The sequence below is a fragment of the Pseudomonas graminis genome (genome assembly GCF_001705435.1).
Taxonomy (GTDB): Bacteria; Pseudomonadota; Gammaproteobacteria; order Pseudomonadales; family Pseudomonadaceae; genus Aquipseudomonas; species Aquipseudomonas graminis_B.
This window is the reverse complement of record NZ_MDEN01000054.1, coordinates 125,439-144,234: the sequence shown is the minus strand read 5'-3', so window position 1 is coordinate 144,234 and position 18,796 is coordinate 125,439. Positions and strand designations below refer to the sequence as shown.

Below are 18,796 nucleotides of genomic sequence, written 5' to 3'. Positions count from 1 at the left end.
CCTCAGCCGTTAGGCCCGACAGTCGCTACGATGGTGACTTGCTTATTGTCAGGAATTTCCTGGTAAGCCAAAACATGCATATTCGGTACAGCCAACCGTCCAAAGCGGGACAACATGGCGCGAACCGGACCTGCGACCAACAAAATAACCGGCTGCCCCTGCATCTCCTGACGCTGCGCCGCTTCGATCAACGAGCGCTGAAGTTTCTCAGCCATGCTCGGTTCGAGGAGAACGCCTTCTTCCTGACCCTGACCTGCCTTCTGCAGACTATTTAGCAATATCTGTTCCAACCTTGGTTCAAGGGTGATCACAGGCAGCTCCGGCTCAATGCCGACAATGCTTTGGACGATTGCGCGGGACAATCCGACCCGTACTGCAGCCACCAGCGCGGCGGTATCTTGACTACGCGCAGCGTTGTTGGCGATAGCCTCGGCGATGGAGCGGATGTCGCGAACCGGTACCTGTTCGGCGAGCAGCGCCTGCAGCACCTTCAGCAGGGCCGACAGCGACAGCACACCCGGGACCAGCTCTTCCGCCAGTTTTGGCGATCCCTTGGCCAGCAGGGTCATCAATTGCTGGACTTCCTCGTGGCCGATCAGTTCATGAGAGTGCTTGTAGAGAATCTGGTTCAAGTGGGTCGCCACCACGGTACTGGCGTCCACCACGGTGTAACCGAGGGATTGCGCCTGGGCGCGCTGGCTGATTTCGATCCACACGGCCTCCAGTCCAAACGCCGGGTCTTTGGCAGTGATGCCGTTGAGGCTGCCAAATACCTGGCCGGGGTTGATGGCCAGTTCGCGGTCGGGGTAGATCTCGGCTTCGGCCAGGGTCACGCCCATGAGCGTCAGGCGATAGGCGCTGGGCGCCAGGTCGAGGTTGTCGCGAATGTGCACGGTCGGCATGAGGAAGCCCAGCTCCTGGGAGAGCTTCTTGCGCACGCCCTTGATCCGCGCCAGCAATTGACCACCCTGGTTACGGTCCACCAGCGGAATCAGGCGGTAACCGACTTCCAGGCCGATCATGTCGATCGGGGTGACGTCGTCCCAGCCCAGCTCCTTGGATTCCTGCGCGCGGGTCGGCGATGGCAGCAGCTCTTGTTGACGTTTGACCTCCTGCACCGCCGCGAGCTTGACCTGGTTCTCTTTCTTCCACAGCAGGTAGGCGCCGCCGGCGGCGACCAGGCCGAGGCTGATGAAGGAAAAGTGCGGCATGCCCGGGACCAGGCCCATGACGATCATGATCCCGGCGGACACGGCGAGTGCCTTGTGAGAGGCGAACATCTGGCGGCCCACCAGCTTGCCCATTTCTTCCGAACCGGACGCACGAGTCACCATGATCGCGGCCGCGGTGGACAGCAGCAGTGATGGCAATTGCGCCACCAAACCGTCACCGATGGTCAGCAGCGCGTAGACCTTGCCGGCGTCGCCGAAGGTCATGCCGTGTTGCAGGATGCCCACCAGCATGCCGCCGATGAGGTTGATGAAGAGGATGAGCAGGCCGGCGATGGCGTCACCGCGGACGAACTTGCTGGCACCGTCCATGGAGCCGTAGAACTCGGCTTCCTGGGCGACTTCGAGGCGACGGCGTTTGGCTTCGGGCTGGTCGATGAGGCCGGCGTTCAGGTCGGCGTCGATGGCCATCTGTTTGCCGGGCATGGCGTCGAGGGTGAAGCGCGCGCTCACTTCGGAGATGCGCCCGGCACCTTTGGTGACGACGACGAAGTTGATGATCATGAGGATGGCGAAGACGACGATACCGACGACGTAGTTGCCGCCGATGACGACTTCACCGAACGCCTGAATGACTTTACCGGCGGCGGCGTGGCCGTCCTGGCCGTGGAGCATGACGACGCGGGTGGAGGCGACGTTGAGGGCCAGTCGCAGCAGGGTGGCGACGAGGAGGATGGTCGGGAATACGGAGAAGTCGAGGGGCCGCAGGGCGTAGATACAGACGAGCAGGACGACGATGGACAGGGCGATGTTGAAGGTGAAGAAGACGTCCAGGAGGAACGGCGGCATGGGCAGCATCATCATGGCGAGCATGACGAGGAGCAGTAGCGGTACGCCAAGTTGTCCACGGCCCAGGCCGATCAATCCGGTTCTGGCGTGGGAGATGAGTTGTGAGCGTTCCACCAATGGGCACCTGCGCGTTAAATCAATCTTTTGACGCCGAAGCGTTGTATCGGGGTTATTGCAAGAAGGGGTCCAACATTTGACAGTGAGTTGAAAATATCAGAGTGCCAGTATTCAGATTTGTGGTCGTCCGACGGTTTTGCATCGCTGCGGTGGGGATCAAGATCAAGAGCGTCGGCCTAACGGCCTCGGTTTCGCCTTCGGCGAGTTACTTGGAAAAGCACCCCAAGTAACCAAGGGTGCCTGCTCCTGGCTAGGTCCCTCCTCCGTCGGGATTCCCTCACTCCGACGACGCTCCGTGGGCCCGCGCCGAACGGACATCCATGTCCTGACGGCGCTCTCGCCGCATCCATGCGGCTCGGCCCACTGCGCGTCGTCTGCGTTCGGCCTGCACCCAAGTCGCGATGGGTGGTGTCTGGACTTTTTGTGCATGAAGATCAGAAGCGCGCTTACGCTTGGTAGGACCGGCTTTAGCCGGGAATAGGCCTGTGTGACCACCACCAATTTCACTGAATGCACGCGCTGCTTTTTGCGGGACCGGCTTTAGCCGGGAAGGCGTCAGGTGGGACACCGCAAGCCTAGCGTCCCGCACCCACGGCTGATCGCCTCGAGGGCGGCTCGAGGGGACTGATTTATTTACAGCGCTTCACCGTAAATTAATCTGTCCCCGCCAAGCGCTTGTCCCCACCAAGCGCTAGATCACTTTCACTGCCCGCCCGATGAATTGAATCGGCCCGGTGGGCTTGCCGGTCGGGGAGCCGCTGGGGTTTTCGAGGGTGAGTTCGAAGAGTTGGTTGGGTTGCAGGGGCGGCAGTTTGTTTACGGGGACGGAGAGGGTCTGGCCGGGTTTGACCAGGCCCAGGGACACGGGGCCCTGCCAGCCGTCGGCCTTGGTCCAGAACTGGAGGGCTTTGTCGGTCGGGACTGGGGTGGCGCCCAGGGGTATCAGCTGGATTTCTTCCGGGTTGTTGGCCTGGATCACCCAGCCGGGGGCCTGGTTCTGTGGGGCGACGAGCACGACGAGGTAGGTCGTGGGGTTTACCGGTGCTGTCCGGGTCACCAGCATTGTGGCCAGCAGCAGGGTGGCAAAAAGACCGGCGCCGGCAAGTCCGCGCCACAACGGCAGAAGATCCCACCATGAATGCGGTTTCACGGGAGGCGCTACGTCGGGGGCCCGGCGTTCGTGGCTGATCATGCTGCGCTCGATCCGCCCCCACAGCCGTGGGCTTGGGGTGTGGGGTTCGGCGAGTTCGGTCAAGGCCAGCAGGCGCCCTTCCCACGCGTCCACCGCTGCGCGCAAATCGGTGTCCGTGGCGAGGCGGCTCTGGACGTCGAGTCGTTGCTCGGCCGGCAGTGTGCCTAACACGTACTCGCTGGCCAGTGCGTCCAGTTCATTGGCGCTGTCTTTCGACGGATAGCCTGTCATCCCATGCACTCCCGCAATGCCACCAGACTGCGTTTGATCCAGGCTTTCACCGTGCCCAGCGGCGCGCCCACTTTCTGCGAGATCTCCGAGTGCGAATAGCCGTCGACGTACGCATGAAGAATGCAGTTGCGACGCGCCGGTTCCAGTTGCTCGAGGCACCCATAGATACGTCCCGAGCGAGCACGGTATTCGAAGGTGTCGGCTTCGGTGACTGCCTCCAGTGAGGCCTCGGCCAGTAAAGCGCTTTCGCTCTGTTCGCTGACCTGAACAATGTGCGCGCTATCACGCATGAAGTTCAGCGCCAGGTGCCGGGTCACGCTGAAGATCCAGCCACGGGCCGTGCCTCGCGCCGGGTCGAAACTGCCGGCGCGGGTCCAGATTTTGAGGAAGGCGTCGTGCACGATGTCCTCGGCCAGCGCGTCGCTGCGGGCGATCCGCATGGCGACGCCGAGCAGGCGTGCGCTCTCCTGGGTGTAGAGGTCGTGCAAGGCCTGCTGCTCACCTCGGGCGCAGGCCGCCAGACAGGCTTCGTAGTCAAAACAGTCTTCAGGTAAGGACAAAATGCTCAACCGCCAACGAAAAGAAATACCCCGGTCCAGAGGCCGGGGTTGCGTCGGTGCAGCGTAGATGACTTTGTGCGCCAGCGACGCTGCCTGACGTGGGACGTTGGTCTACTTGGCAGCCCAGAAAATATAGTCCGCCTGGTATTTCACGATTTCTTGTTTGCCCTTGGTCGCCATCGAGCACTCCATCTTCGGCGCGACACCGCCTTTGGTCGCCACTCGCTGGATGTAACTGACGTTGCTCATCGCGCCCTTGCCTTCTGCAGGGTTTGCCTTCACCAACTGATACGGAATGTCGCCCGTGCCGGCGGGGGCGACAGCGAGTTGGGTACCGGTGATCTTGGAACCGTCAGCGGCCTGCCAGGTCGCCGGTGGCCCGAAGTACGTGCCGACCTGCTTGCCGCTGCGATCATTCAACACCGCTTTCGGACCGACAAACGTCCATTCGGTCTGGCCGGCAGCGTTGGGCTTGTCGCGGCACTCATAGGTGATCTCGCCCACGCCTACCGTCTCCATCGCAATCTTGTGACCGTCCGGAACCTTCACCGCGTCAGGCAACGCCATCTGCGCATACGCCGCCGGCGCCGTGGCCAGCAGGCAAGTGGCTGCCAATGAAACACCGAACGAACCCAGCAATTTTTTAGCGTTCATGCCATCTCTCCATTAGATAAACAGGTCAGCAGCCATCGCTACTTCTTGTACTACCCGGGGGAGATCGAACTGGATGCAGGGATTTGAAAAAAAATTATCTGAGCGAGGATGAAAGTGTCCGCAAAGCGAGTGACGCGGAGCGTCAAGGGATGCATGCCCACGCGGAGCGTGGGAACGATCTGAATCAAAAGCTTCCCGGCTGAAGCCGGTCCTACAACGCGCGCTTTTGATCTGCTTTTGATCTGCTTTTGATCTGCTTTTGATCTGCTTTTGATCTGCTTTTGATCTGCTTTTGATCTGCTTGCGCAAATAGCTCAAACACCGCCAATCGCGACTTGGGTGCAGGCTGAACGCAGGTCTCGCGCAGTGGGCCTAGCCGCAGGGATGCGGCGAGAGCGCCGTCAGGACATGGATGTCCGTTCGGCGCGGGCCCACGGAGCGAGACCGGAGTGAAGGAACCCTGACGAAGGAAGGGCCAAACCAGGAGCAAGCACCCTTGGTTACTTGGGGATGGTGCGACTTTCGACTTTTCCAAGTAACTCGCCGAAGGCGAAATGTCTGCCGTTAGGCAGACCTCTCCCAGCCGCTCCGCGCAATCGGGGACAGATTAATTTACGGTGAAGCGCTGTAAATAAATCAGTCCCCTTTACGCTTTTCGGTAGTCCCCTTTACGAATCACGCCTCAAATCCGGCGGAATCGGCAAATTATCCCTCAACGGATCAGGCCGCTTGCCACGCCCCGCCCGATACTGCCGAATCTGATACACATACGCCAACACCTGCGCCACCGCCAGATACAACCCCGCCGGAATCTCCTGATCCAACTCCGTGCTGTAATAAATCGACCGCGCCAGCGCCGGCGACTGCAACAACAAAATCTCATGCTGCGCCGCAATCTCCCGAATCTTCAGCGCCATGAAATCACTGCCCTTGGCCAACAGAATCGGCGCCCCGCCCCGCTCCGCGTCATATTTGAGCGCCACCGCATAATGCGTCGGGTTCGTGATAATCACATCCGCCTCCGGAATCGCCGCCATCATCCGCCGCTGCGACATATCCCGCTGCAACTGACGAATCCGCTGCTTGACCTCCGGCCGACCCTCACTGTCCTTGTGCTCATCGCGCACCTCCTGCTTAGTCATCAGCAGCTTCTTGTGCGACTCCCACAACTGCACCGGCACATCGATCGCCGCGATGATCAACAGGCCCATCGCCATCCACAGCGTGCTCCAGCCCACCAACTGCAAACTGTGCACCACCGCCATCTCCACCGGCTCCTTGGAGATGGACACCAGGTCGGCCTTGTCCTTCATCAGCACCACCAGCGCCACCGCCAGCACAATCAAAAACTTCGCAAACGACTTCAACAGCTCAATCAGCGCCTTGGGCGAGAACATCCGCTTGATGCCGGCGGCCGGGTTCATGCGGCTGAACTTGGGTGCCAGGGAGCCGGCGGCAAACAGCCAACCGCCGAGGGAAATGGGGCCGACGAATGCCGCCACGGTCAACGCCAGCAGAATCGGCTGCACCGACAGCAACGCGGCTTTGCCCGAAGCCATCAGCATGATCGCCATGCTGCGCTCGTCGAGAATCGCCTCGCGGGTGATGGTGAAATTGTCGCGCATCAGCTGCATCATCATTTCCGCCATGGAGCCGCCGAACGCCAGCAGCCCCGCCGCGCCCACAATCATCACCACAACCGTGTTCAGCTCCTTGGAGCGGGCGATCTCGCCCTTCTCCCGGGCGTCGCGTTTGCGTTTGTCCGTGGGGTCTTCTGTTTTGTCCTGACCACTCTCGCTTTCGGCCATGTCAGCGCGCCTTGACCAGGTCTCTGAGCAACTGCAGGGCGTCGACCGCCAGCGGTTGGTATTGATTGAGAATGTCGCCGAGGGTGATCCACAGAATCACCATGCCCAGCACCAGCGTCAGCGGAAAACCGATCGAGAAGATGTTCAGCTGTGGCGCCGCGCGGGTCATCACGCCCATGGCGATGTTCACCACCAACAGCGCCGCGATGGCCGGCAGCACCAGCACCAGTGCCGCGCCGAGCACCCAGCCCAGACGCATCACCAGCAGCCAGATGTCCGAGGTACTGATGCCCTGCCCCACCGGCAAGGTGGTGAAGCTCTCGATGAGGATTTCGAACACCACCAGGTGGGCATTCATGGCCAGGAACAACAGGGTCACGAGCATGGTGAGGAACTGCCCGATGGTCGCCACCGACACGCCGTTGACCGGGTCGACCATGGACGCGAAGCCCATGCCCATCTGAATCCCGATGATCTGCCCGGCGATGACGAATGCCTGGAAAAACAGCTGCAGCGACAGGCCCATGCCGGCGCCGATGAGGATCTGCTGCGCGATCAGCAGCAGCCCACTGAGGTCGAGGGCGTGCACGGCGGGCATGGGCGGCAGGCTCGGCGCGACAACGACCGTGATCGCCAGCGCGAAATACAGCCGAACCCGCTTGGGCACCAGCGTGGTACCGATGATCGGCATGGTCATCAGCAGCGCGCCGATGCGAAACAGCGGCAGCATGAACGCCGCCACCCAGGTGCTGATCTGGGTGTCGGTCAACGCCAGCACAGGTTCCATCGAGGGCTCAGCCGATCACTTGGGGAATGCTGGTGTACAGATTGGTGATGTACTCCATGAAGGTGCGCACCATCCACGGGCCGACCACGATCAGCGTGACCAGCATGACCAACAGGCGTGGCAGAAAGCTCAAGGTCTGTTCGTTGATCTGCGTCGCGGCCTGGAACATCGAGACGATCAGGCCGACGATCAGACTCGGCACCACCAGGATGGCGACCATGGTCGTGGTCAGCCACAGCGCTTCGCGAAACAGGTCGACGGCTACTTCCGGGGTCATGCTGCGCACTCCACGTCAGACGAATTCATACACCACCAAAGCTGCCGGCCAGGGTGCCGATGATCAGCGCCCAGCCATCCACCAGCACGAACAGCATGATTTTGAACGGCAGGGAAATGATCAGCGGCGACAGCATCATCATGCCCATCGCCATCAGGATGCTCGCCACCACCAGATCGATGATCAGGAACGGGATGAAGATCATGAAGCCGATCTGGAACGCGGTTTTCAATTCCGAGGTGACGAACGCCGGCACCAGAATCGTCAGCGGCGCCGCATCAGGGGTCGCAATATCGGTGCGCTTGGACAGGCGCATGAACAGCTCCAGGTCGCTGGAGCGGGTCTGCGCCAGCATGAAATCCTTGATCGGCACTTCGGCCTTGGCCACGGCGTCCTGGGCGGTGAGTTTTTCCGCCAGGTACGGCTGCAGGGCATCGTTGTTCACCCGGTCGAACACCGGCGCCATGATGAACAGGGTCAGGAACAGCGCCATACCGGTGAGGATCTGGTTGGACGGCGTCTGTTGCAGGCCGAGGGCCTGCCGCAGGATCGAGAAGACGATGATGATCCGCGTGAAGCTGGTCATCAGCATGACGAACGCCGGGATGAAGCTCAGCGCGGTCATGATCAGCAGGATCTGCAGGCTGACCGAATATTCCTGCTGGCCGTTGGCGCCGGTGCCCAGCGTGATGGCCGGGATCGACAACGGATCGGCGCCAAACGCCAGCGGCGCTGCAAGCAACAGCAGCAGCGTCAAAACAATGCGCATCAGTTCGTGTCCTTCTGATCCGTAGTACGTGTCGCGCCCGTCGTGCCTGGCGTACCTGCTTTCTTACCTGCGCCACCAAAAATATTCTTGCCTGTGCGTTGCCCCGCTCCGCCCTTGTTGCCCAGCGCTTCCAGCAGGCGCTTTGCGAATTCCGGCTGGACGCTTTGTGGGTCAGGCACGTCAACCGGCTCGTTCATCACGTGCAACGCAGTGATGCTCCCGGGGGAGACGCCGAGCAGAACCTGTTCGTTGCCGACCTGCACCAGCACCAGCCGATCGCGAGTCCCCAGGGCGCGGGAGCCCACCAGTTTGATCACCTGATTGCCCGCCGGCCCGGCGCGCTGCACCCGACGCATCAGCCAGGCCAGTACGAAGATCAGCCCGATCACCAGCAGCAGACCCAGCACCAGCTGCAGCAGCTGCCCGCCGATCCCGCCGTTCAGGGTTCCGGCCACCGGCGCGGCAACCGCTGGCGTGGTGGTCGCCGCCGTCGTCGCTGTCGTGGCGGCAGGCGCGGCCGGCGTCGCCGGATCGGCCGCCATCACCGCCCAGGACAATGCCAGCAGCGGCAGGCTCGACAGGGTTCTGAACAGGCCGCGCACTTAACGCAGCTTCTTGATACGTTCGCTCGGGCTGATCACGTCGGTCAGACGGATGCCGAACTTTTCGTTCACCACAACCACTTCGCCGTGGGCGATCAGGGTGCCGTTGACCAGCACGTCCAGTGGCTCGCCAGCCAGACGGTCCAGCTCGATCACCGAGCCCTGGTTGAGCTGCAGCAGGTTGCGGATGTTGATGTCGGTGCTGCCCACTTCCATGGAAATCGACACCGGGATATCAAGGATCACGTCCAGGTTCGGGCCGTCCAGGCTGACCGAGCCGTTGCTTTTCGGCAGGCCGCCAAACTCTTCCATCGTCATGCGATTGGCCTTGTTGCCGGCGTCGGCCGCCAACAGCGCGTCGATGTCCGCTTGCCCGTCCCCGGCCTCACCCAGTGCAGCCGCCCACTCGTCGGCAAGAGCCTGGTCGTCAGCGGAATTCATTTCGTTGTCATTAGCCATGGTTGTCCTCGGGGAACTGTGATTCGTTTACGCAGCGCATTCGTTTTGCCGGCGACGGAGGGTCACCGGCGTTCTATGGGTTCGACGACTTGCAGGGCGAGGTTGCCCTTGTGCGAACCCAGTTTGACCTTGAAGGACGGCACGCCATTGGCGCGCATGACCAGGTGTTCCGGGAGATCGACCGGAATCACGTCGCCCGGCTGCATGTGCAGGATGTCGCGCAGTTTGAGCTGACGCGTGGCGACTGCGACGCGCAACGGCACCGACACGTCGAGCACGTCCTGCTTGAGCGCGTTGACCCAGCGTTCGTCCTGATCGTCGACATCCGACTGGAAACCGGCATCGAGCATTTCGCGCACCGGCTCGATCATCGAATACGGCATGGTCACGTGAAGATCGCCGCCACCGCCGTCCAGTTCGATATGGAACGTGGACACCACGATGGCTTCGCTCGGGCCGACGATGTTGGCCATGGCCGGGTTCACTTCCGAGTTGATGTACTCGAAGTTGACTTCCATGATCGCCTGCCAGGCTTCCTTCAAATCAATGAAGGCCTGATCCAGCACGATGCGCACCACGCGCAGCTCGGTCGGGGTGAATTCACGCCCTTCGATCTTGGCGTGACGGCCGTCGCCGCCAAAGAAGTTGTCCACCAGCTTGAACACCAGTTTGGCGTCGAGGATGAACAGCGCGGTGCCACGCAGGGGTTTGATCTTGACCAGATTGAGACTGGTCGGCACGTACAGCGAGTGCACGTATTCGCCGAACTTCATCACCTGCACGCCCCCCACGGCCACATCGGCCGAGCGACGCAGCAGGTTGAACATGCTGATGCGGGTGTAACGGGCGAAACGCTCGTTGATCATTTCCAGGGTCGGCATGCGCCCGCGGACGATGCGATCCTGACTGGTCAGGTCGTAACTCTTTACGCTGCCGGGGTCGGCAACGCTATCGGTCTGTACCAGACCGTCGTCGACGCCATGCAACAGCGCGTCGATCTCATCCTGGGACAGCAGGTCTTGCACGGCCATGTCGTGGTCCTACTGCAGTACGTAGTTAGTGAAAAGTACCTGTTCGATCACGCTCTTGTTCAGCTCTTTCTGGCCCACTTCCTGGACCACGGCTGCCGCCTTCTGGCGCAGCATTTCCATGCCCACCGGCGTTGCGATGGTATCGAATGGCTGACCGGAGAACATCATCACCAGGTTATTACGGATGACCGGCATGTGCGCTTTCAACGCTTCGAGGTCGGCCTTGTCACGGGCCAGCAAGGTGATGCTGACCTGCATGTAGCGCTGACGGCCATTGACGTTGTAGTTGACGACGAAGGGTGGCGTCAGGGGTTCAAAGATCGCCTCTTTTTTGGCATCCGCCGCTTCGGCAATGGCAGCTGCATCGGGCTTGCTCTCGGCCTTGTGCATGATGAACCAAGTCGCGCCTACCGACACACCAACGGCCAGCAGCAGCCCCACCACGATGAGGATGATGACTTTCAACTTGCCCTTTTTTGCAGGGTCCGCCACTGCTGCGTCGTCACTCTTTGCCATGCCAATAATCCGTCACTATCCAAGGGGTTCGGTGTTGCGTGACAGAGGAAGAGCAAGGGTTGTGCCACATGGGCGGCTTCAAGCTGCAAGTAATGAGCGGCAAGCAACAGCAAAAAGCGGCAGCGCCCGAGAAACCGGGGTCTCCCACGCACTACCGCCTTTGATCTTGCCTTTACTTGCCGCTTGCCGCTAACCACTTGCCGCTACTGACAACGCCCAAGCGTTGGCAGGGCGTTTTCAGGCGTAATAGTCGACCGCGCTGGACCCCACGACAGTCAGCGGTGCGTTGGCAGCGGCCGAAGCGGCATCCACCGGAGCTCCGTCGGCGATGAGGTCGCTGCCGCCGACACCGCTGCTGCGGTCACTGCCGCCGTTGCGTTGCCCGTCACCGCCCGACTGCTGTTGAGCCTGTTGCTGCCAGCCCTGGGACTGGTCGGAGACGTTGACGTTGACCTGACCCATGCCCTGCTGAACGAAGGAATCACGCAGGCGCGACATCTGGCTTTCCAGCGCTTCGCGCACGCCGACATGGGCACTCATGAACGTGACCTGGGTCTGCTGGTCCGCCGCCATATTGACGCGGATGTCCAGACGGCCCAATTCAGCGGGCTCCAGCTGAATGTCCGCCTGCTTGAGGTTCTGGCTCGACAGGTACATCACGCGGTTGACCACGCCTTCGGTCCAGCCCCCCTGATTCATCGCCAGTGGCTGATTGAGCAGTGGCGTGGCCGGGGCCGACGCCGTGGTGTTCTTCACCTGAGCGGCCTGGGACAAGGCCGCCAGTCGATCAGCAAAGTTATCCATCCGCGTATCGCTGGTGGCGCCCTTCACGTCTTTCAGGCCGTCAGCCAGCAGGCCGCTGAATGCTTTGTCGCCGCCGCCTTCGGTGGTGCTCTTGTCCACGGGCTGGTCACCCAGCGCCGCCAGGTTATTGGCCAGCAGCTGCGAAGGATCGGCGTTCGGGTCTTGCTTGCCCCCGCCTTTGCCGTCGCCATGCACGCCGTTATTCTGCGCCGTCTGCTGCGCCTTGTTTTCCAGGGCGACTTGCACGGCGGTCAAGCCTTCCAGCGGATCGGCAGAGGGATCGAAATCGTCGCCGGCTGCGTCGGTCGCGTCGGTCGGGGCTTGCACCGAAGGAGGCGGCATCACGGGCAGCGCGGAGGCGAGAAGCGCCGGATCCACTACGGGCTCAACGGCAGGCGCGACGGCCACAGGCTCTTGAACCGCCGGCGTCACGGCCAGTGTCGGGTCAAGCACGGGATCGACCGGAGGCGCATCCGCCACCGTCGGATCCTGGCCGGTGTCGGAGGCGTCGTCCTTATCGTCGGCGTGGCCCTTGCCCGCGCCGGGCTCATCGTCCGCTTTGCCGTTCACCGGCTTGGCAGGCAACCCATTGCCGTTATCGGCAACGGTCTTGTCATCGGCGGCAGACGTATGGCTGACGGCGGGCTTGTCGTCCGCTGCCGAACTCTTGGCGCTTGCCGCTTTTGCCGTCGCGTTGTCCGCGCTGTGGGACTTGACCGGCGCCTGCTTGGCGAACACGTCAGAGAAGCTGGAAGTGTTGTGCTTGACGGGGTCCGGCGCCTTTGCCGCCGAGGTATTCCCGGCTTTCTGGACTTTGGCCGCTGTCAAAGCCGTCAGTAATGGGTTGTTGGCGAGGGCCATGTGAATCTCCGCAAGAGCGCAATTACACAGAGACAAAGCAAATGGCGGGCCAAGTGCGCCGACTGGCTGGATTAAAGGTGGGTCAGAGGTTGAAAGCCGGGTTGGGGATACCCGGCTCAGTGGCTGGCATGGCAGAGCTGCAGTTCGTCTTCGAAAATCTTCCTGACGGCGTAGAATTCCTCCTTGATCTCGGACACCAGCCGCCTTATCCGGGCGTCGTCCGCGGCCACCAACCCGCGCCCCTGTTCTTCCAGTTGCAGGCAGAGTTCGGACAAGTGCGTGGCGCCCATGTTGCCGGTGCTGCCTTTGAAGCTGTGGGCCATGAGGCCGAGGCGTTGCAGCGAGGCGGTGGAGGCGGCAGTGAAGGAAGGGTCACGCAACAGCAGGGTCATGTCGTTGACCCGATTGACGGAATCGGAAATGAACACCTGCAGCAGCGCCGGGTATTCCGCTTCCATCACGTCACGCAGCGTGCTGAGCACGTTGAAGTCCACAGGATTATTCGACACTTGTTCACTCCTTGATCAAGACGCGCGGATTATGCCAGACCCTCCCACGCAAATTCCACGCTGGCCGTCCGCCCCTCATCGGACCACTGGCAGCGGTCGCTGAGCTGCCGGACCAGCGCAAGGCCGCGCCCGGACAATTGGGTGACCGCAGGCGGCAGCGCCAGCACCCGATCGGAATCGAAACCCGCACCGCTGTCCTGCACCCGCACTGTCAGGCGACCGCCCTCGCCGTCCGGGACGATCTGGAAATCGATGCGGATAAAACCCTCCACCAGACAATCCAGGCGTTCGGCGCGCTGCTGGTAGTAAAGCCCAAAACCTGCGGCGTCGCGCTTCAACGCCGAGTCGAGCCCGAGCACGCCGTGTTCCAGCGCATTGCTGTACAGCTCCGACAACACGATATACAGCTCGCTGCTCTGCATGCGCAAGCCATGGACTTCCTGCAGCAGTTGCAGCAGATAAGGCAGGGGATTGAAGCGCTTGAGCGTTGCCGCGCGGTACTCGAACGAAGCGCACCAATCCAGCGGACTGGAATCGCCGCTGTCGGTATAAATGACCGAGGGCGGGCCGAGCAAGTCAGGCTCGGTGAATGCCACCTCGACCATGCTCACGTCGTCCCGCGCCTGGCCGCGAAACCGCGCCAGGGCCCACTGCACTTCTTCGATCAGCAGCGCCGGGTTGCGATTGCTCACCAGCACATTTTGCAGACGCCGGGCGCCGAACAGCTCGCCGTCCTGACCGGTGCTGTCGACAACGCCGTCGGACAGCAGAAACACCCGATCCCCCGGCCCGAAGGGATACACCTGGGTGTTGTCGTCGAAACTGCCGGCGCTCAACACCCCGAGGGGCACGTTGGCCGAAATCAGCGGCGTGTGCGGCCGGCCATCGCCATGCAGCAGGTAACCATCCGGCAGGCCGCCGTTCCACACCTCGACCAGCTGCTGCTTGAAGTTCAGGCACAGCAGCGCGGCGCAGCAGAACATGTCGACCGGCAGGATGCGTTTGAGCTTGGCGTTCATCTCCCGCAGGGTTTCGGGCAAGCCGTACCCCTTGGCGGTCATGCCGTAGAACACCTCGGCCAAGGGCATGGCGCCTACTGCGGCGGGCAAGCCATGGCCGGTGAAATCCCCCAGCAGCAGGTGCATGTTGCCGGACGGCGACCACGCGGCCAGCAGCAGGTCGCCGTTGAACAGCGCGTAGGGCGATTGCAGGTAGCGGATGTTGCGCGAGCTCAGGCACCCGGAGTGGGCAATCTGATCAAACACGGCCTTGGCCACGCGCTGCTCGTTGAGCAGGTATTTATGGTGGCGGGTGATCAGGTCGCGTTGGTGCAGCACAGTTTCCTGCAACACGCGCAGGCGGTTCATGGCGTTGATCTTCGCCGCCAGCACCACTTGGTTGTAGGGCTTGGCAACGAAGTCGTCGCCGCCGGCGTCGAGGCATCGGGCGAGGTCTTCGCCTTCGGTCAGCGACGTCAGGAAGATGATCGGCACCAGCGCGTCACCCGCCAGCGTCTTGATCTGGCGCGCCGCTTCGAAACCGTCCATGACCGGCATCATCGCGTCCATCAGCACCAGTTGCGGCCGCCGACGCTCGAACAGCCCGACGGCTTCGGCGCCGTCACTGGCGGTCAGAACGTCATGGCCCTGGCGGCTGACGATGGCGGACAGGAGCATCCGGTCGCTGACGTTGTCATCGGCGATGAGGACCGTCAGGCGATCGGAGGCAGACGAGATCATCAGGCGGTTATGACGATGTTGAAGAGTTTGGAGAAGTTGGAGATGTCGAGGATTTTCTTGACGTCGTTGTTGCAGTTGACCAGTTGGATATCGGCTCGTTCGCCGCCGGCGTGGTCACGCAGCAGCAGGAGCATGCCCAGCGCGGAGCTGTCGAGGTAGTGGGTGTCTTTCAGGTCGACCTTGTAGCGGCTGGCCTGTTTTTCTTTGGGTTCGTAGGCGCTCCGGAATTCCTGGTGCGTCGAAAAATCGAAGCGTCCTTTGATGGTGATGGTCAGTTCTTGGCCATCGGCGGAGCGTTCGGAGGTTACTGACATTGGCAAATTCCTTGTATGAAACAGCGCCAGACGCTTGAGTTTTAGCAGCCCTTGTGAGGCGTTGCAAATCGTTAGCTTTTACTTGGGTTTCAGGGGCTCTAGATCAAGAGCGTCTGCCTCACGGCAGACATTTCGCCTTCGGCGAGTTACTTGGAAAAGCACCCCAAGTAACCAAAGGTGCTTGCTCTCGGTTGGGCCCCTCCTTCGTCGGGGTTCCTTCACTCCGGTCTCGCTCCGTGGGCCCGCTGCCATCCGCCATCCATGGCGGGGGGCAGCTCTCGCCGCATCCATGCGGCTCGGCCCACTCCACGAGACCTCCGTTCAGCCTGCACCCAAGTCGCGATTGGCGGTGTTTGGGCTTTCTATGTACGAAAATCAAAAGCAGATCAAAAGCAGATCAAAAGCTTCCCGGCTGAAGCCGGTCCTACGGGTGTACGCGGTGTGGGTAGGACCGGCTTCAGCCGGGAAGAGGCCGGTCCTACGGGTGTACGCGGTGTGAGTAGGACCGGCTTTAGCCGGGAAGAGGCCAGTCTGGCCGCCATCAATTTTGCAGCGTGCCTCCCGACGCCTTCCCGGCTAAAGCCGGTCCCACTATGTCATCGTCCTCACCGTCGCCGTTGCTTTTGCTCTTCCTACACAAAAGGTCCAAACACCACAAGACGCGACTTGGGTGCAGGCCGAGCGCAGGTTTTGCGCAGTGGGCCGAGCCGCATGGATGCGGCGAGAGCGCCGTCAGGACATGGATGTCCGTTCGGCGCGGGCCCACGGAGCAAGACCGGAGCGAGGGAACCCGACGCAGGAGGGCCAAACCAGGAGCAAGCACTTTTGGTTACTTTTAGTGCTTTTTAAAAGTAACTCGCCGAAGGCGAAACAATCTGCCCCCAGGCAGATGCCCTTGATCTTGATCTCAAGCCCTTAAAACTGCTCGGTCCTAGGGAGTCGCTGAACCAACTCATCCAGCAATTTCTGCTCGCGTTTATCTTCCAGCGCGCGCGCCTCATCGATATACCGCTGCACCAACTTACGCAGCCCCTCCACCCGCGCATACGCCTTCTGCCACTCTTCGCGCGCCTTGTTCAAATTATTCTGATGCCACGCCAGACTCTGACGCTGCTGCGCCACCGCCGTCTCCAACTGATTGAGAAAGCGCTGATAATTCATCAGCCACTGACCCGACACCCCGTGGGCGCCCTTGTCGATCCACTGCTGCTGATAATCAGAACGAAATTTATCCAGCTCACCCAACTTGGTTTCAGCCAGCCGCACCTGCCCCTGAAAATGCCCCAGACGCTGGACGGCAGCCTTCTCGACCTTTTCTGCCATCTCGACCACCGGCGCCAGACGGCCTGCGCGACTCAGAGCCATGGCCGATTAACCGCCGGCCTGAGGATTGAAAATCTTCGCCAACTGCTCCTCACTGCTCTGCATGCTCTCGTTCTCCTGCAAGCCCTGGCGCAAATACTTCACCAGCTGCGGCTGCAGCGAAATCGCCAGATCCGTCTCGCGATCGCCGCCGGCCACGTACGCGCCGACACTGATCAAATCGCGGCTCTGCTGATAGCGCGACCACAACTGCTTGAAATACTGCGCCTGCACCATGTGCTGCGGATCGACCACAGACGGCATCACCCGGCTGATCGACGCTTCGATATCGATGGCCGGGTAATGGCCTTCTTCGGCCAGCCGCCGCGACAGCACAATGTGGCCGTCGAGCACGCCCCGGGCCGAGTCAGCGATCGGGTCCTGCTGGTCGTCGCCTTCGGACAAGACGGTGTAGAACGCGGTGATCGAGCCACCGCCCGCCTCGGCGTTACCGGCGCGCTCCACCAGCTTGGGCAGCTTGGCGAACACCGACGGTGGGTACCCTTTGGTCGCAGGCGGCTCGCCGATGGCCAGGGCGATTTCCCGCTGGGCCTGGGCGAAACGGGTCAGCGAATCCATCAGCAACAGGACGTTCTTGCCCTTGTCGCGAAAATACTCGGCGATGCGCGTGCAATACATCGCGGCGCGCAGACGCATCAACGGCGCATCATCCGCCGGAGAGGCCACGACGACCGAACGCTTGAGGCCCTCCTCGCCCAGGCTGTGCTCGATGAACTCCTTCACCTCGCGGCCCCGTTCGCCGATCAGCCCGACGACGATGATGTCGGCCTCGGTGAAGCGGGTCATCATCCCCAGCAGCACACTCTTGCCCACGCCGGTACCGGCGAACAGGCCCAGACGCTGGCCGCGCCCGACCGTCAACAAACCGTTGATGCAGCGAATGCCCACGTCAAGCGGCTGGCTGATGGGGTTGCGCTTGAGCGGGTTAATGGTCGGGCCGTCCATCGGCACCCAGTCTTCGGCTTTCATCCCGCCCTTGCCGTCGAGAGGACGACCGGCGCCGTCGAGGACGCGGCCGAGCATGGTCATGCCCATCGGCAGACGGCCGGTGTCCGGCAGCGGCACGACGCGGGCGCCGGGCGCAATGCCGGAGACGCTGCCGACCGGCATCAGGAACACCTTGCTGCCGGCAAAACCCATGACTTCGGCTTCAACTTCGACCGGGTGATGACTGCCGTCATTGATCACCATGCAACGGCTGCCCATGGCGGCGCGCAGGCCCTCGGCTTCGAGGGTCAGGCCGACCATGCGCAGCAGCCGTCCTTCGACGATCGGCTGCGTAGGCAGGGAGATCGCGTCAGGGTACGTGCTCAGGCGCTTGGCGAAACTGGTGCGTTCAAGGCGCATCGACAGCACCCAGTGGGTAAGTGGTTTTCTCGGCGCTCTGGAGCGCCTCTTCCAGTTCGATCGTCACATCGGGCGGCGCCGGGTGCAGGGCCTGCTCGTGCAGCTGGTCGAACATTTTGCCCAGGGCCTGACTGATCCGCGCCTCGACCGTGGCGTCGATGCGGCTGTGCTCACTCTCGACCCGGCAACCACCCGGCTGCAGCGTCTCGTCCTCGAGAATGCGCCAGGTTTCTTCGTGACGCTCGCGCATGGCCTTGACCAACGCGAAGTCCTGCGGATTGACCAGAATGCGCACGTTGGCCGCGCCCATCGGCAGCAGCCGCAAGGCTTCGCGCAGCACCGTGCCGATCTGGCTGGAGTCGGTTTTGAGCTCGCGCTGAATGACCTGGCGGACCACATGCTCGACCAGCGACACCATCGATTTCTCGATCTGCGCATCCTGATCGGCGATGGGTTCGAACAGATGCCCCATCAGGACTTCCATGCTGTCCAGCTTGGCCGCCAGCGCCACTTCCGCTTCCTGACGAACCTTGAGCTGAGTGCTGTGAAAACCCTCTTTTTCGCCGATGGCAAACCCCTCGTTGTAGGCGTCCTGACGGATGCTTTCCAACTCTTCCAGGGTCATCGGCTGGACTTCTTCCAGCGGAACTTCTTCGCTTTCGGCGAGCTCGGCTTCCTCGATAACCGGTTCCGGCTCGGGTGCTTCCACGTGCGGGTCGAAGCTGGGCAAGGCCCAGACGTCGATCCCGCGCAAATCCTGGGCGCGGATGAGCTCACTGGGTGGTGCTTTATCGGAGCTGGACATCAACGGCACCTAC

18 protein-coding genes and 1 pseudogene are annotated in these 18,796 nt (G+C 61.8%); all 19 read right to left on the bottom strand.

Translation table 11 applies throughout. The features are described from left to right. Positions 1–2 precede the first annotated feature (2 nt). Complete coding sequence (gene flhA, locus BBI10_RS05175; protein ID WP_065987309.1) at positions 3–2,132, bottom strand: flagellar biosynthesis protein FlhA; 2,130 nt, start codon at positions 2,130–2,132, stop codon at positions 3–5. Positions 2,133–2,826: 694 nt separating this feature from the next. After that, positions 2,827–3,558: an anti-sigma factor gene (locus BBI10_RS05170; protein ID WP_065987308.1), complete on the bottom strand. Its 732-nt coding sequence runs from the start codon at positions 3,556–3,558 to the stop codon at positions 2,827–2,829. After that, entirely contained in the window at positions 3,555–4,118 is a 564-nt protein-coding gene (locus BBI10_RS05165; protein ID WP_083233031.1) for a sigma-70 family RNA polymerase sigma factor, read from the bottom strand. Before BBI10_RS05165 ends, BBI10_RS05170 begins: the two co-directional genes overlap by 4 nt. Before the next feature lie 111 nt (positions 4,119–4,229). Then, a complete protein-coding gene (locus BBI10_RS05160) occupies positions 4,230–4,772 on the bottom strand; it encodes a DUF3455 domain-containing protein (RefSeq protein ID WP_065987307.1) in 543 nt (180 codons plus the stop codon). Positions 4,773–5,440: 668 nt separating this feature from the next. Beyond that, positions 5,441–6,580: a flagellar biosynthesis protein FlhB gene (flhB, locus tag BBI10_RS05155; RefSeq protein ID WP_065987306.1), complete on the bottom strand. Its 1,140-nt coding sequence runs from the start codon at positions 6,578–6,580 to the stop codon at positions 5,441–5,443. 1 nt (position 6,581) lies between these two features. After that, a complete protein-coding gene (gene fliR / locus BBI10_RS05150) occupies positions 6,582–7,367 on the bottom strand; it encodes a flagellar biosynthetic protein FliR (RefSeq protein ID WP_065987305.1) in 786 nt (261 codons plus the stop codon). Positions 7,368–7,374: 7 nt separating this feature from the next. Beyond that, positions 7,375–7,644, bottom strand: coding sequence for a flagellar biosynthesis protein FliQ (fliQ, locus tag BBI10_RS05145; RefSeq protein ID WP_065987304.1), 270 nt, complete (start codon positions 7,642–7,644; stop codon positions 7,375–7,377). A gap of 25 nt (positions 7,645–7,669) precedes the next feature. After that, a complete protein-coding gene (fliP, locus tag BBI10_RS05140) occupies positions 7,670–8,413 on the bottom strand; it encodes a flagellar type III secretion system pore protein FliP (protein WP_065987303.1) in 744 nt (247 codons plus the stop codon). 119 nt (positions 8,414–8,532) lie between these two features. After that, positions 8,533–9,015 (bottom strand): annotated as a pseudogene (fliO, locus tag BBI10_RS05135) (flagellar biosynthetic protein FliO); the annotation flags it as partial. Then, positions 9,016–9,474 (bottom strand): flagellar motor switch protein FliN, encoded by a 459-nt coding sequence (gene fliN / locus BBI10_RS05130; RefSeq protein ID WP_065987301.1) that lies wholly within the window; start codon positions 9,472–9,474, stop codon positions 9,016–9,018. It abuts the pseudogene before it with no gap. A gap of 62 nt (positions 9,475–9,536) precedes the next feature. After that, positions 9,537–10,505, bottom strand: coding sequence for a flagellar motor switch protein FliM (gene fliM, locus BBI10_RS05125; protein ID WP_065987300.1), 969 nt, complete (start codon positions 10,503–10,505; stop codon positions 9,537–9,539). A gap of 9 nt (positions 10,506–10,514) precedes the next feature. After that, positions 10,515–11,021 carry a flagellar basal body-associated protein FliL gene (gene fliL, locus BBI10_RS05120; RefSeq protein ID WP_065987299.1) on the bottom strand — a complete coding sequence of 169 codons (507 nt, stop codon included), beginning with the start codon at positions 11,019–11,021 and terminating at the stop codon, positions 10,515–10,517. Positions 11,022–11,258: 237 nt separating this feature from the next. After that, positions 11,259–12,686, bottom strand: a complete 1,428-nt coding sequence (locus BBI10_RS05115; protein ID WP_065987298.1) for a flagellar hook-length control protein FliK — start codon at positions 12,684–12,686, stop codon at positions 11,259–11,261. Positions 12,687–12,802: 116 nt separating this feature from the next. Next, complete coding sequence (locus BBI10_RS05110) at positions 12,803–13,195, bottom strand: Hpt domain-containing protein (protein ID WP_244160315.1); 393 nt, start codon at positions 13,193–13,195, stop codon at positions 12,803–12,805. A 29-nt stretch (positions 13,196–13,224) separates the two neighbouring features. Further along, on the bottom strand, positions 13,225–14,934 hold the full coding sequence (locus BBI10_RS05105) for an ATP-binding SpoIIE family protein phosphatase (RefSeq protein WP_065987297.1): 1,710 nt from the start codon (positions 14,932–14,934) through the stop codon (positions 13,225–13,227). Continuing rightward, positions 14,934–15,248 (bottom strand): STAS domain-containing protein, encoded by a 315-nt coding sequence (locus BBI10_RS05100; protein WP_065987296.1) that lies wholly within the window; start codon positions 15,246–15,248, stop codon positions 14,934–14,936. Before BBI10_RS05100 ends, BBI10_RS05105 begins: the two co-directional genes overlap by 1 nt. Before the next feature lie 915 nt (positions 15,249–16,163). Continuing rightward, positions 16,164–16,613, bottom strand: a complete 450-nt coding sequence (fliJ, locus tag BBI10_RS05095) for a flagellar export protein FliJ (protein WP_065987295.1) — start codon at positions 16,611–16,613, stop codon at positions 16,164–16,166. 6 nt (positions 16,614–16,619) lie between these two features. Then, positions 16,620–17,978 carry a flagellar protein export ATPase FliI gene (fliI, locus tag BBI10_RS05090; RefSeq protein ID WP_065987294.1) on the bottom strand — a complete coding sequence of 453 codons (1,359 nt, stop codon included), beginning with the start codon at positions 17,976–17,978 and terminating at the stop codon, positions 16,620–16,622. Beyond that, complete coding sequence (gene fliH, locus BBI10_RS05085) at positions 17,968–18,783, bottom strand: flagellar assembly protein FliH (protein ID WP_065987293.1); 816 nt, start codon at positions 18,781–18,783, stop codon at positions 17,968–17,970. The genes fliI and fliH overlap by 11 nt, the downstream gene beginning before the upstream one ends. Positions 18,784–18,796 lie beyond the last annotated feature (13 nt).